Genomic DNA, 13,877 nt, shown 5'->3' with positions numbered 1-13,877 from the left:
GGGCTTGTGGGGCGGGGGTCTTGGGTGTGCGGGTGGGACGGGGTGGCCACTCGGGGCCGTGGGCGGGGGCCTGCGGGGGCGCCTGCCCGGCGCTGGGGTGCCGCCTTGCCCACCCTGCCGCCCTTGGCGGCAGATTGCCCAAGGCGGCCGGGCGGGGCGGCGGATTGACTGAGGCGGGGCGAGGCGGGCTGTGGTGGGGCGGGGGGTTGCTGAAGGCGGTGTGGTGGGTTGGGGGTCAGTGGGTTACTGCTGAGACCAGGCGGGCCGCTCGGCGGACTCGGTGGCCCAGGGGGCTGTGGCTGACGCGGTGGGCCATCGGGCGGACGCGGGCTGTGAGGCCGGTCGGTGCCCAGCGGACCTGGAGGCGGCCCGCGCCGCGGCCCTCCGGTTCCACCGTCAGCCGGTGGTGGTGGATCTCCGCCGTGAACGACGGGAAGTCCAGCGGGGCCAGGAGCAGCCCCGTGTTGCGCAGTCCGCCCGGCGCCTGGAGCTGGAGCAGCGGGTGGCGGACGCCGTCGAAGCCCTGGGCGGGCAGCGGCGCGCGGGCCAGGTCCAGCAGGGCGCGGCCCTCGAAGACGCCGGGCCGCACCGGGTCGAGCCGGAAGGAGACCCGCAGCCGGCGGCGGCCGGGGGAGATGACGAGCGAGGCGACCTGCGGGCCGACCGGGAGGCGCAGCGCCGGGTCGTACGTACGGATGTGCAGCCGCAGCGAGGCGGGGCCGGGGCCGCGCTCCACGGACACGATCTCGTGCCGGAACTGGGCGCCGGGGAACGGCCGGGAGTCAAGACCCAGGTCGGCCAGGGACAGCTCGCGCCGGGCCGCCGGATCGGCGGGCAGGGTGTCGCCCCAGTACAGGGCGCCGTCGGCGTCGGCCGCCGCCTGCCGCGGAGCGACCCCGTGACCGAGGCCGCGGGCGGCGAGCCGGGCCTCGTCGAGCCGGCCGTCCCGTACGAGTTGCAGCAGGACCCGTTCGGCGCGCGGCAGGCGCGCGTAGGCCCCGGGGGACAGGGTGGCCAGGTACGGGTTCACGATCTCCGCGAAGCCCGCGAGCCACGCGTCGTCCCGGTAGGGCAGGTCGCCCGCGTACATCCGGAAGTCGTGCTTGAGGAACTTGTAGTCCTTGGCCTCGCGCAGCGCCTCGGTGTGGCCGCTCTCGACCAGGAACGCGTCGATGAGCCGCTGCACGTGGACGCGGTCGCGGACATTGGTCAGCTTGTGCCGCTGGTTGGAGATGGAGGCCGCGGACTCGGCGGCGTACGGCTCGATGTACCAGCGGTAGACCCGCTCGGGGACGACCGTGAACGACGTCGCCAGGCAGTAGCTCTGCGCGGAGAACAGCTGGTCCTCGTAGTGGATGCCCTCGGGGAAGCGCAGCGCGTGCCGGTCCAGGAAGGCGCGCGCGTACATCTTGCTGGTGGACAGGTGCTCGAAGAACAGGCCGGGCTCGGCCTCGATCCCGGGGACCGTGCGCCGCTCGGCGACCAGGTGCGGCATCCAGACCGAGGTGCGGCCCGTGTCGACGCGGACCCGCTCCACCGCGCCCATCGCGAAGTCGATGGCCGGGTCCTCGCGATGCGCGGCGAGGAGCAACTCGACCGCGCGCGGCGGCAGTTCGTCGTCACTGTCGAGGAACATCAGATAGGGGGCGCGGGCGATGTCGAGGGCGCGGTTGCGCGGGGCGCTGCAGCCGCCGCTGTTCGCGGGCAGCCGCAGATAGGTGATGCGTGGGTCCTGCGCCGCCAACTCCCGTGCCACCTCGGGGGTGTGGTCCGTGGAGTGGTCGTCGCTGATGACGATCTCGATGTTCTCGTGGGTCTGCGCCCGGAGGGAGGCGACGGCGCGCGGCAGGCGCTCGGCGTCGTTGAAGACGATGACCGTGACGGTCACGTCCGGGGTCTGCGCGGGCATCAGCTGGTCGCCTCCTCGGGCGTGGGCGCGGGCGTGCGGGACTCGACCGGGACGACGGGCGGCAGGCTCTCCTCCGGCTCGCCGAGGAAGACACGACGCACGACGCGCTCGGCGGCCCGCCCGTCGTCGAACTCGCAGAACCGGCGCCTGAAGTGCGCCCGCGCCTTCGCCGACGCCTGGTCGCACCAGGCGTCCGTGGCGAGGATCTCCGTCAACTCCTCCTGGTTGCGCGCCACTTGGCCCGGCGGTTCGGCCATCAGGTCGAAGTAGGTGCCGCGGGTCTTCGCGTACGTCTCCCAGTCGTCGGCGTAGGAGATGATCGGGCGGTCCAGGTTCGCGTAGTCGAACATGATGGACGAGTAGTCCGTGATGAGCGCGTCCGAGGCCAGCGCGAGATCCTCCACCGGGTCGAACGTCGAGACGTCGATGACCCGGCCGGTGCGGCGCAGGCCCGCCAGCGGGGACGCGGCACCGCCGTAGAAGTAGTGGCCGCGCACCAGGAGCACGGTGTCGTCGCCGAGCCGGTCGGCCAGGTCCGCAAGGTCCAGGCGCGGGGTCCAGCTCGCCTCGTAGTCGCGGTGGGTCGGGGCGTAGAGGACGGCCCGGCGGCCGGGGGCGATGCCGAGCCGGTCGCGGATCGCGCGGATGTCGGCGGCCGTCGCGCTGTAGTACACGTCGTTGCGCGGATAGCCGTGGTCGAGCGAGACGTACCGCGACGGGTACGCGTGCTCCCACATCTGCGTGGAGTGGCTGTTCGCGCTGACGCTGTAGTCCCATTTGTCGATGCGGGCGAGCAGCGCGTCGAAGTCGAGGCCCTTGGAGGCCGTCGGGTAGTCGAGCTGGTCCAGGCCCATCTTCTTCAGCGGGGTGCCGTGGTGGGTCTGGAGGTGGATCGCGTCGGGGCGCTTGACCACCGCGTTGGGGAAGTTGACGTTGTTGGTGAGGTACTTGGCGCGGGCCATCACCTCCCAGTAGCCGCGGGTGCCGGGGACCACGTGGGCGGTGCCGGGCGGCAGCAGCGGCTCGGTCGCCTTCGAGACCACCCACACCGGGCGGATGTGCGGGGCGAGTTCGCTGAGCTTCGCGGCGATCGCGGCCGGGTTGCAGGCCACGCCGCGGTCCCAGTAGGCCGAGAAGACCGCCAGGTCCGGGTCCACGGGGTCGCGCAGCGCCCTGCGGTAGTAGTGGTCGCGGATCTTCAGGCCGACCTGCTTCTTGCCGGCGCGGACCGTGGTGCGCAGCTCGCGGCGCCGGTGGTTGGCGGCCTGGAAGGCGCGGTACCGCGCGTACGCGTCCTCCTCCAGGAGCCTGCGGCGGATGCCTTCGAGGCCCGCCGGTCGCCGGTACCCGGCCGGCTGCCAGCGCACCGCCGCCGCCGAGGCCCGGTGGAAGAACTCCCGCGCCACGTCGTCCGGCATCGTCTCGCGCGCCACGACCCGCATGGTCTCCGTGGCCATCAGGTCGTACAGCACCGCGCGCGGCCTGCTCCGGTCGTCGAGCAGCCGGTGCAGCCGCTCGTACGACTCCACCAGCCGGTACCGCTGCCCGGCCGTCACCGGCGGCAGGCTCTCGCTGCGCAACTCCCGGACGTCCACGACCACTTGCTCCAGGCAGGCGATCCGGTCGGCGAGGGCGAGCGAGGCGCGGGCGGCGAACATCTCGTCGGGGTCGGCGAGGTCGGCCCGGTGCGCGCGCCAGAAGGAGGCGCGCAGGGCGCGGTTGGTGAGGACGGGGGTGACGCGCAGCAGGTGGGGGGCGTCGTCCAGGGTCACGTCACGGCGGGCCACCCGGGCGAGGCGGCCGGTGTCCCTGCCGGACGTGCCGCTCTCGCGCCAGGTCGAACGGGCGTGGTCCGCCACCACCACGTCCACCGTGTCCGGAGCGTCGGCGAGCCGGTCGAGCATCGCCCGCACCGCGCCCACCGGCAGCCGGTCCTTGCCCGACACCCACCACAGCCAGCGGCCGCGCGCCCGGTCGGCCCCGGCCGCCCGCGCCCCGGCGTCGTCCGTGCCGTCCGGCAGCGGGACGACCGTGCCGCCGCCGCGCACCGCCACGTCCTGCGCCTCGTCCCCGACGGCGGCCGTCAACAGCTCGGCCTCCGGCGGCAGTTGGGCCGTGACGCTGTCCAGGCACACCCCGAGGAGGCCCTGCACGTCACGGCCGTACACGATGACGCTGAGCACCGGTTCCGTCGTCATCCACGCCCCGCCCTTCTCCCGCTCCGGTTCCAGCATGCGGTCCACCACGCGCCGTGCGGCCCGTCTGTCGTCGAGAACACGGAACGCGGCACGGACGTCCGTGCGTGCCCGCTCGTACGGGGCCATGGGTGACTCAGCCGGGGCTGTCGGGCCTTGGCCTGCACACCTGCTCCTTGTCCTCTTCTACGCACCGCTCAGCGCACCATAGTGGCATTAAACGGACAAAAGGGTAAGTGCAGTTGTGCTTTTAATGGTCCTCATGGGGGAAGAGGGGGTTTCGGGGGCTTGGGTTCCCTCCGGTCCTCTTGGGGCTACTTCTTGGCCGCCTTGGCGGCTTTGGTCGTCTTGGCGGGGTTGGTGAACGTCTCGTACTCCTTGAGGACGTCCTCGGTCGGCCCGTCCATCCGCAGCTCGCCGCGCTCCAGCCACAGCACCCGGTCGCAGGTGTCGCGGATCGACTTGTTGCTGTGGCTCACCAGGAAGACGGTGCCCGCGCGCTCGCGCAACTCCTTGATGCGCTGCTCGGAGCGCTTCTGGAAGGAGCGGTCGCCGGTGGCCAGGGCCTCGTCGATGAGCAGCACGTCGTGCTCCTTGGCGACGGCGATGGAGAAGCGCAGCCGGGCGCCCATGCCCGAGGAGTACGTGCGCATGGGCAGGGTGATGAAGTCGCCCTTCTCGTTGATGCCGGAGAAGTCGACGATCTCGTCGTAGCGCTGGGCCACCTGTTCGCGGCTCATGCCCATGGCGAGGCCGCCGAGGCGGACGTTGCGCTCGCCGGTGAGGTCGTTCATCAGGGCGGCGTTCACGCCGAGCAGCGAGGGCTGGCCGTCGGTGAAGATGCGCCCGTTCTCCGTGGGCAGCAGTCCGGCGACGGCCTTGAGCAGGGTCGACTTGCCCGAGCCGTTGGTGCCGATGAGGCCGATGGCCTCGCCGCGGTAGGCGGTGAACGACACGCCCCGCACGGCGTGCACCTTGCGGACGCCCGCTCGCTTCTCGGCCTTCTTCTTGCCGCCGAGGATGCGGTTGAGGGCGGCGGTCGCGCTGCCGCGGCCCGCGCCGGTGCCGTTCACGCGGTAGACGATGTCGACGCCGTCGGCGATGACGGTGGGGATGCGCTCGTCCCGGGGTTCCTGCCGGGGGAGGGTGGTCGCTGCGGTCTCAGTCACGGCCGTACGTCTCCTCTGCCTTCCAGAAGTAGATGAACCCGCCGACGCCGGCGAGCAGCGCCCAGCCCACGGCCCAGGCCCACACGTGCGGCGGGAGCTGGTCGCGGGTGAAGCTGTCGATCAGGGCGAAGCGCATCAGGTCGATGTAGACGGCGGCCGGGTTGCACTGCACGGCGTGCTGGACGACCGGCGGCAGGTCCGTCTTCGCGAGCTTGTCGCCGAGGCTGAACATCACGCCGGACAGGTACATCCACACGCGCAGGATGAACGGCATCAGCTGGTTGAGGTCGGGGGTGCGGGCGCCGAGCCGTGCCATGGCGAGCGCCAGGCCCGCGTTGAAGACCGACTGGAGCGCCAGGGCGGGCAGCACCAGGATCCAGGACGGCGACGGCGGGACGCCGAACGCCAGCAGGATCGCGATCAGCGCGATCATCGAGAACAGCAGCTGCTGCAGCTGCTGGAGGCAGTACGAGAGCGGCAGCGAGGCGCGCGGGAAGTGCAGGGCGCGCACCAGGCCCATGCTTCCGGAGATCGCCTTCACCCCGGACATCACCGAGCTCTGCGTGAACGTCCAGACGAACACCCCGGTCACCAGGAACGGGATGAAGTCGGGGACGCCCTTCGAGGTGCCGAGGATGACGCCGAAGATCAAGTAGTAGACGACGGCGTTGAGGAGCGGCGTCAGCACCTGCCAGAGCTGGCCCAGGGTCGACTTGCTGTACTGCGCGGTCAGCTTGGCGGTGGAGAACGCGGTGATGAAGTGGCGCCGCGCCCACAGCTGGCGCACGTAGTCGCCCAGGGCGGGGCGGGCGCCGCTGACGCTGAGGCCGTACCGGGCGGCGAGGATCGCGGCGTCCTCGCCGGTGGTGGTGGCGGTGGCGGTGGCCGGGGGTGTCGACGGGGGAGGCGTGTCCAGGACCTGACTCACGTCCGCTGCTTCCTTCGGTCAAGGGGGGTGGTGGCGAGGCGTTCACGCCCCGCTCGCGTCCCGTCGGTACTGCGTTCGGGGTGCGTTTACGTCGGGACGGGTCCGTATCGTCGTCACGTGATGGCGAAGACGATAGGGCGGATCGACGTCGGAACGCAACCGTTTCGTCGTTACGCCTCTATGCTTTGCCATATGACGACCAACGCCGACTCCGCCAAGCCGACGCGTCGCAGGGCCCCCGCGGGGGCCGCCGTCCTGCGCGAGGACGTGACGGACGCCATCCGCGCCGCCGTCTTCGAGGAACTCGCCTCCGTCGGCTACGCCCGTATGTCCATCGAGGGCATCGCGCGCCGGGCCGGGGTGGGCAAGACGGCCGTCTACCGCCGCTGGCGCTCCAAGCTGCACCTCGTCCTCGACCTGGTCTCGGCGATAGCGGTACAGGGGCTGCCCGCCCCCGACACCGGCTCCCTCCAGGAGGACCTGCTGCTGCTCTACCGGGTCACGGCCCGCGCCCTGCGCCACCCCGTGGCCGGGCAGATCATCCCCGACCTGCAGGCCGAGGCGGCCCGTAACCCGGAGATCGCCGAGGCCATGCAGAAGGCGCTGCGCGAGGGGCAGCACGGGGTGGCGAGCGGCATCGTGCGCGCCGCCGTGGACCGGGGCGAGCTGCGCGAGGGCCTCGACGAGGAGCTGGCGCTCGACCTGATCTCGGGGCCGCTGTACTGGCGCTCGGTGGTCGTGCGCACGCCGGAGCTGCCCAAGGGGCACCTCAAGCGGCTGGCGACGGCGACGGCCGCGGCGCTCAAGGCGCTCTAGGGCGTGTGTCGAAAGTCCCGTCGTCCGCTCGAAGGGCGGGCCCCGCGGCGTCTGGTGCGTGCTCTCGGCGTGCCGGGCGCAAGGCTGCGCCGATGGCCCGGATGTACTTGGCCTTACGCCCGGTGCGGCGAAGGGGGTCCCTCCCGCCCGAGCCTGGCGAAGCCTGGTTCGAGGGTGGGGGCGCGTGCCAGGCGTCGCGGGGCAGGCGGGACTTTCGACACACGCCCTAGGTCCGGTCGTCGCCGCAGAGCCGCTCGGCCAGCGCCGTCAGCTCGGGCAGCCGCAGCACCCGGTCGTCGAACCCGGGCAGCGGCACGTGCAGGGGACCGGTCCACCGGGCGGGGATCGCTCCCGCCCCGTACACCGCGCCGGCGAGGGCGCCCGCGACGGCGGCGACGGTGTCGGTGTCCCCGCCGACGTCGACGGCGGCGCGCACGGCGTCCTCGTACGACGACGTGGTCCGCACCGCCCACACGGCCGAGCCCAGGCAGGGCCACACGGCGCCGTTGAACTCGGTGGCCAGGTCCGGGTGCCAGTCGGGGGCGAGCACGGTGGCGTACCGCTCGCGGTGGTCGGGGTGGACGAGCCCGAGCACGTCCGGCACCGCGGCCACCGGGTCGGCGCCGTCCAGCGCCCGCCGGATCAGCTCGTGCTGCACGGCGGTGCCCTCCCAGGCCGCGCGGTCGCCGTGGGTGAGGGCGGCGATGCGCCGTGCGGCGTCCATGGTGGCCTCGGTGCCGTGCGCCGCGAAGTACACGGCGGAGGTGGCGGCCCGCATCAGCGAACCGTTGCCCGCGGCCCGTCCGGTGGTCTGGAAGTGGATCGCGGCGGCCTGGTCCCAGGGCAGGCCGTTGCTGAGCACGTCCTCGGTCTGCAGCCCGATGTCCTTCGGCCCGCCCCCCGCCCACCACTGGAACCGCTCGAAGAGCTCGGCGGGATCGAGCCCGCCGCACTCCAGCAGCGATTCGCCGACCATCACGGCCATCTGCGTGTCGTCGGTGGCCTCACCGGGGTCCCAGCCGCCGCCCCCGCACATCTCGTCGGCCGCCCGGCCCCGGGGGAACCGGGCGGAGAACGCCCCTTCGGGTCCGAACTCGAACGGGGCCCCGAGGGCGTCGCCGACGGCCGAGCCGATGACGGCACCTACGGCGCGGTGCAGGCGGGACGGGGGCGCCGACGGGGGCGCGGACTCGGGCGTGGACATGCGGGGCAGCCTAAGGGCCCGGCGGGCTCACCGGACGGCCCGTCAGCCAGGCGGTCGGCGGGCGGGGGAGTCCGTCAGCCGGTCCGCGGTGAGGCGAACCACCGTACGACCCGCGCGGTCGCCGCCACGTGGGAGCCCGGATGGCGTGAACCCTCGTAGCCGACCGGGCCGGTGTCGTTCACCGGGGCGGGGACGCCGTGGACGCGCAGGGCCGCGGCGCAGCGGTCGGTGTCGGCGGTGACGGCCTGTTCGGCGCCTGTTCGTCGCCGGAGGCCTTGTAGAGCTTCCGGAGGCCTTGTAGAGGCGGCGCGGGTCGGGGCCGGGGCGAGGGGGGCAAGTGGGGCCGGAACAGGGCGAGTTCAGGCTCGCCCGGACGCGGCGCGGGCGCACTGGTGCCAGCACCCGGGTCCGGTCTCCGGGCCGCCTCAGGGCCGCCTCCGGGCCGCCTCAGGGCCGCCTCAGGGCCGGGGAGGGGCAGGCGTCAGACGCGGGCCCGGCGCCTTGTGCTGCGGTGGGCCGCGATCAGCAGGGCGGCGGAGCCGATCGCCGCGACGCCCGTGCCCACGCTGATCAGCACCTGCTGGACGCCGTCGAAGGCGAAGCTGGTGGAGACGTTGACGATGATCGCGGCGCTCAGTACGAGCCAGAGCAGGGGCTTCAGGGCGGTCATGGCGGGTTCCTTCCCCGTGGGTTTCTCGGTGTGCTCCATCGTGGCCGGGCGGGATGCGCCGCGGCGATGGTGCGCGCTCCCCGGCACATGGTGTAGCCCGCTACACCTCCCTCGCGGGCCGCCCTCGCCTAGCCTTGATCGCATGCGGGAGACGGTGCGGCGAGCGGGGCTCGCCACAGGGCAGTTGGGGGTGGCGGCGGCGGTCGCGATCGTCTCGTACCTGTTCATCGCGCTGATCCTGTTCACCGCCGTGCTGACGCTGCTCGTGGTGGGGGCGGGGGTGCTGCCGGAGACCGTGCTGCTGCTGCGGCGTGTCGCCGGGTTCAAGCGGGAGCGGGTGGCGGCCTGGACGGGGCGGCGGATCCCGCAGGCGTACGTACCGCTGGTGGGCGGGTTGCGGGAGCGGGTGCGGCTCGCGCTCGGCGACCCCGGGACCTGGCGCGATCTGCGGTGGCTCGGCGCGCACTTCGTGTACGGGTGGCTGCTGCTGTACGCGGCGCTGCTCGTGTGGGGCGTCGGGCTCGTGGTCGACGGGGTGTGGGCCGGGCTGCTGCGGCGCCCGCCCGTGCTGCTGCCGCTCGTCGCGCGGCTCGCGGACCTCGACGCCCGCTGGTCGGGTGTTCTGCTAGCGCCCGCGCCCAGTGCCGAACTCGCGGACCGCGTGGAGGAGTTGACCGAGAGCCGGGCCGGGGCCGTCGCCGCGCACGGAGCAGAGCTGCGGCGCATCGAGCGGGATCTGCACGACGGCGCGCAGGCCCGGCTCGTGGCGCTGTCCATGCGGATCGGGCTCGCCAGGCGCGCGTACGCGAAGGACCCGGACGCCGCGCACCGGCTGATGGGCGACGCCCAGGACCAGGCCGAGGAGGCCCTCGCCGAACTGCGCCACGTCGTGCGCGGCATCCACCCGCCGATCCTCACCGACCGTGGACTCGTGGGCGCCGTACGGGCGTTGGCCGCGGGCAGCGGGCTCGACGTGGCCGTGGCCGACGCGGGTGTGGAGCGCGGGGAACGGGCCCCGGCCGCGGTCGAGGCGGCCGCGTACTTCGTGGTCGCCGAAGCCCTGACGAACGTCGCCAAGCACAGCGGAGCCGGGCGGGCCGACGTCGAACTCGCCCGCCTTGCGCGGGGGTTGAAGGTCGTCGTGCGCGACGAGGGGCGCGGCGGCGCCGACGCGTCCGGAGGCAGCGGGCTGCTCGGCATGCGGCGGCGCGTCGCCGCGCTGGACGGGACCGTGGAGGTGTCGAGCCCGGCCGGCGGGCCGACCGTGATCGAGGTGGAGTTGCCGTGCGTGTGGTGATCGCCGAGGACAACGCCCTGCTGCGGGAGGGCCTGGTCCTGCTGCTCGGATCGGCGGGGCACGACGTCGTCGCCGTCGCGGAGAGCGGGCCGGAGGTTCTGCCCGCCCTGCTCGAACACCGCCCGGACGTGGCGGTGCTGGACGTACGGATGCCGCCGGGATTCCGCGATGAGGGGCTGCGGGCGGCCATCGCGGCGCGCGAGGTGCTGCCGGAGCTGCCCGTCCTGGTGCTGTCGCAGTACGTCGAGGAGTCGTACGCCAGTGAGCTGCTCGCGGGCGGCGCCGGCGGCGCGGCCGGGATCGGATATCTGCTCAAGGACCGGGTGGGGCGGGTTGACGCGTTCCTGGACGCCCTGGAGCGGGTCGCCGCGGGCGGTACGGCCCTGGACCCCGAGGTCGTCGCCGAACTGCTCGCCCGGCGCCGCGACGACCCCGTCGACTCGCTCACCCCGCGCGAGCTGGAGGTGCTCAAGCTGATGGCCGAGGGGCGGGGCAACGCCACCATCGCCGAGACGCTCGTCGTCACCGAGCGCGCCGTCAGCAAGCACATCGGCAACGTCTTCGCGAAGCTCGGGCTGCCGCCGAGCGACAGCGGGCACCGGCGGGTGCTCGCCGTGCTCGCCTATCTGAACCGGGCGTAAGCCGAATGGGGTAAATGTCCGTTACGCTCCATTGGTATGCCGACGCCTGTGACGACCGACACACCACGCCCGGCCGCCCCCTGGCTGAACCAGGCCCTGCCCCGGCTGCGCGGTCTCGAACCCATCAGAAGCTATGGCTACGCCGGTGAGCTGCTGCACGACGACGGCCGCGCCGATCTGGCGGCCTACGGCGCCCGCGTCGCCGATCTCGCGGTCCGGCTGGGCGACGCCCTGCTCTCGTACGGCGGCTCGGCGGAGGAGGCCGTCGCCGGAATGCTGGTGACCGCCGAGACGTACGGACTCAGTTACTGCGAGCCCGGCGTCACGCTCTCCGAGGTCGCGCTCTCCGGGTACGCGCCCGGCGAGCTCACCCCGCTGCACGCCCGCCGGGTGATCCGCAGGCACGGCACCGACTACCGCGCCCTGGGCCGTGTCCACAGCCTCGTGGACCGGATCGGCGCCCGGCAGCTCTCCCTGGAGGAGGCGCGGGCCGAGGCCGCCCGGATCCTGGACGCCCCGGCGGAGAGCGGGCGCTGGGCGCGCCGGCGGGTGCCGGTGCAGACCGGGATCGTCGCGGCCGGGGCCTCGCTGGTGTTCGGGGGCGGGCCGCGTTCGCTGCTGTGCGCGTTCGTCGCCGGGCTGCTCGGGTCGGTGCTGTGCGGCTGGCTGGGGCGGCACGGGGTGCCCGCGTTCTACCGGTACACCGTGGCCTCCATGCCGGCCGCCGCCATGGCCCTGCTGGTCAGCCGGGTCGCGCCGCCCTCCGCGGTGCCGGCCATCGTGGTCGCGGGGGTGCTCGGGCTGCTGCCCACGGTGACGTTCGTGAGCGCCGTGCAGGACGCGCTCACCGGGCACTATCTGACGGCGATGGGGCGGCTGTGCGACGCCGTGCTCGTCTTCGCCGCCGTCGTCACGGGGGTCGTGATCGTGCTCGGGGTGGGGGACCTGCTCGGGTTCGGGGTGCCGCTGGTGCCGTCGGTCAGCCGCGCCGAGTACCTGGGCACGCCGGTCGTCGGGGTCGTCGTCTTCGCCGTCGCGGTGGCGGCGCGGGCCCGCACTGCGCGCCGCGACTGGCTGCCGGCGGCGGTGCTCGCGGTCGCCGGGTTCGCGGTGTCCGTCGAGTTCCGGGTCCTCGGCCTGTCCGCGCTGGTCGGTACGGCGTTGGTGGCGGCCGGGGTCGGCTGCGCCGGGCACTGGGTGGCACGGCGGCGCCGGGAGTCGGCGCTGCCGCTCGTGGTGCCGGGGATCGCGCCGCTGCTGCCGGGAGGGGTGCTGTACGGCTCCCTCGGCGCGTTGGCCTCCGGCCGGACCACGGAAGGGCTCGGGGGGATGGTGGACGTCGCGGCGGTGACGCTCGCGCTGGCCGTGGGAGTGGGGTTGTCCGGCGAGGTGGGGCAGTTGGTGCGCAGGGTCCGGCGGGGTGCGCCGTAGCTTCGGGGGTCCGTCGCCGGGTGCGGGTGTCGTCGTGGCTGGTCGCACCCCGCGGCGGAGCCGCTGACGGGCGCGGTCCTGCGCCGCGTGACGGGCTTGGTCCTGCGCCGCGTGACGGCACGGCCTCGCGCCGCGTGACGGGCATGGTCCTGCGCCGCTGACGGGCATGGTCCTGCGCCGCTGACGGGCATGGTCCTGGGCCGCGTAACGGACACGGCCCTGCGCCGCGTAACGGACACGGCCTCGCGCCGCGTGACGGGCATGGTCCCGCGCCGCGTGACTGGCTTGGTCCCTCGCCGTGTGACGGCACGGCCTCGCGCCGCGTGACGGGCACGGCCCTGCGCCGCGTGACGGGCATGGCCCCGCGCCGCTGACGGCCTGGTCCCTCGCCGTGTGACGGCCATGGCCCCGCGCCGCGTGACGGCACGGCCCCGCGCTGCGTGACGGCACGGCCCCGCGCCCCCGAGGCATGCGCTGCGCGCGGCTTCCCCGGGGAGACGCCGCAGCGCGGGTGCGCGGCCGGCCCCCACCCGCCCGGTCAGGCGGAGCCTTCCTCCGGCTCCGGTTCCGGGGTCGGGCGGTCCGGCCAGACTCCGATGTGGTCCTGTTCGAGCTGGAGCATGACGCGGTGCTCCATCGCCAGCGACTCCACGTACTCGGAGGGGAGTTGGAGGCGTCCGGCGCGGTCGAGCATCGCGTACTCCCGCGCCTCCACCGACGTACGGCCGCCCTCGTCAACGGTGGTGCGGCGCAGCGTCTCCGTCGAGGTGCGGCCGTCACGGATGGCGACGGTGCGCCGCACCTCGTTCGCGACGGCCTGGTCGTGCGTGACCACGATGACGGTGGTGCCCAGTTCGTCGTTGGCCCGGCGGAAGGCGGCGAAGACGTCGGCGGCCGTCGCCGAGTCGAGTTCACCGGTGGGCTCGTCGGCCAGCAGCAGCGACGGGTCGTTGGCGAGCGCCACCGCGATGGCGACCCGCTGCTGCTCGCCGCCGGAGAGCGCGGCGGGGCGGCGGTCGGCGCGGTCGGCCATCCCGAGCAGATCGAGCAGCTCGTGCGCCCGCTTCGCGGCGGCCGCACGGCCCTTGCGCCCGCCGCGGCCCGCGAGCCGCATCGGCAGGGCGACGTTCTGCGCCGCGTCCAGGTACGGCAGCAGATTGCGGGAGGTGCGCTGCCACACGAAGCCGACGGTCGCCCGCCGGTAGTCGAGACGGTCGCGGGCGCCCATCGTCAGCAGATCGCGGCCGGCGACCCGGGCCGCGCCCGCGGTCGGCACGTCGAGGCCGGCCAGGATGTTCATCAGCGTCGACTTGCCGCTGCCGGAGGCGCCCACGAGGGCGGTCAACTCCCCTTCGCGGACCAGGAGATCGAGGCCCTGGAGGGCCTGCACCTCGACGCCGTCGGCGGTGAAGACCCGGACGAGGCGGTCGCAGACGACGAGCGCGTCCTGGCCGTGGACGGGGCGCTCGCGCCCGGCCCGTTCCTCCAGTTCGGCGAGGGTGCGGCGGGCACGGGAGCCGTCCGGCTCGTCGGGCGCGCCGACCTGACGGGGTGCGGTGGAGGGCGAGGGCACGGTCATGAGGGCTCCTTTCTCACGAGGATCACGGGGTCACGAGG

The 13,877-nt window shown here is 73.9% G+C and carries 11 protein-coding genes; 4 read left to right on the top strand and 7 right to left on the bottom strand.

Annotated elements, in window-relative coordinates; all coding sequences use genetic code 11:
* Positions 1–235 precede the first annotated feature (235 nt).
* The 4 genes from J3486_RS41085 to J3486_RS41070 form a co-directional block, all read right to left on the bottom strand.
* A complete protein-coding gene (locus J3486_RS41085; protein WP_207829215.1) occupies positions 236–1,909 on the bottom strand; it encodes a glycosyltransferase family 2 protein in 1,674 nt (557 codons plus the stop codon).
* A complete protein-coding gene (locus tag J3486_RS41080) occupies positions 1,909–4,107 on the bottom strand; it encodes a CDP-glycerol glycerophosphotransferase family protein (RefSeq protein WP_207829222.1) in 2,199 nt (732 codons plus the stop codon). Before J3486_RS41080 ends, J3486_RS41085 begins: the two co-directional genes overlap by 1 nt.
* Positions 4,108–4,418: 311 nt before the next feature.
* Complete coding sequence (locus tag J3486_RS41075) at positions 4,419–5,273, bottom strand: ABC transporter ATP-binding protein (RefSeq protein WP_207829214.1); 855 nt, start codon at positions 5,271–5,273, stop codon at positions 4,419–4,421.
* Positions 5,266–6,201 carry an ABC transporter permease gene (locus J3486_RS41070; protein ID WP_207829213.1) on the bottom strand — a complete coding sequence of 312 codons (936 nt, stop codon included), beginning with the start codon at positions 6,199–6,201 and terminating at the stop codon, positions 5,266–5,268. Before J3486_RS41070 ends, J3486_RS41075 begins: the two co-directional genes overlap by 8 nt.
* A gap of 192 nt (positions 6,202–6,393) precedes the next feature.
* Between J3486_RS41070 and J3486_RS41065 the strand changes: the two genes are divergently transcribed.
* A complete protein-coding gene (locus tag J3486_RS41065) occupies positions 6,394–7,017 on the top strand; it encodes a TetR/AcrR family transcriptional regulator (protein ID WP_207829211.1) in 624 nt (207 codons plus the stop codon).
* Between the two features lie 226 nt (positions 7,018–7,243).
* On the opposite strand, the gene J3486_RS41060 is transcribed toward J3486_RS41065, so the two are convergent.
* Together J3486_RS41060 and J3486_RS41055 are read right to left on the bottom strand one after the other, a co-directional pair.
* Positions 7,244–8,221 (bottom strand): ADP-ribosylglycohydrolase family protein, encoded by a 978-nt coding sequence (locus J3486_RS41060; protein ID WP_207829210.1) that lies wholly within the window; start codon positions 8,219–8,221, stop codon positions 7,244–7,246.
* Positions 8,222–8,702: 481 nt separating this feature from the next.
* A complete protein-coding gene (locus tag J3486_RS41055) occupies positions 8,703–8,891 on the bottom strand; it encodes a hypothetical protein (protein ID WP_307805159.1) in 189 nt (62 codons plus the stop codon).
* A gap of 142 nt (positions 8,892–9,033) precedes the next feature.
* On the opposite strand from J3486_RS41055, the gene J3486_RS41050 reads away from it, so the two are divergent.
* Genes J3486_RS41050 through J3486_RS41040 form a run of 3 tightly spaced genes read left to right on the top strand, consistent with a single transcriptional unit; the run spans position 9,034 to position 12,260 of the window.
* Complete coding sequence (locus tag J3486_RS41050; RefSeq protein WP_207829209.1) at positions 9,034–10,188, top strand: sensor histidine kinase; 1,155 nt, start codon at positions 9,034–9,036, stop codon at positions 10,186–10,188.
* Positions 10,176–10,829, top strand: a complete 654-nt coding sequence (locus J3486_RS41045) for a response regulator transcription factor (protein WP_207829208.1) — start codon at positions 10,176–10,178, stop codon at positions 10,827–10,829. The genes J3486_RS41050 and J3486_RS41045 overlap by 13 nt, the downstream gene beginning before the upstream one ends.
* Before the next feature lie 36 nt (positions 10,830–10,865).
* Positions 10,866–12,260, top strand: a complete 1,395-nt coding sequence (locus J3486_RS41040; protein ID WP_207829207.1) for a threonine/serine exporter ThrE family protein — start codon at positions 10,866–10,868, stop codon at positions 12,258–12,260.
* 538 nt (positions 12,261–12,798) lie between these two features.
* Here J3486_RS41040 and J3486_RS41035 read toward each other — a convergent pair.
* Positions 12,799–13,839 carry an ABC transporter ATP-binding protein gene (locus tag J3486_RS41035; RefSeq protein WP_207829206.1) on the bottom strand — a complete coding sequence of 347 codons (1,041 nt, stop codon included), beginning with the start codon at positions 13,837–13,839 and terminating at the stop codon, positions 12,799–12,801.
* Positions 13,840–13,877: the final 38 nt, after the last annotated feature.

Origin of the sequence: Streptomyces sp. VRA16 Mangrove soil, from assembly GCF_017377775.1 — a bacterium.
In the GTDB taxonomy this organism is placed as follows: domain Bacteria; phylum Actinomycetota; class Actinomycetes; order Streptomycetales; family Streptomycetaceae; genus Streptomyces.
This window is presented reverse-complemented; position numbering and strand designations above follow the sequence as displayed.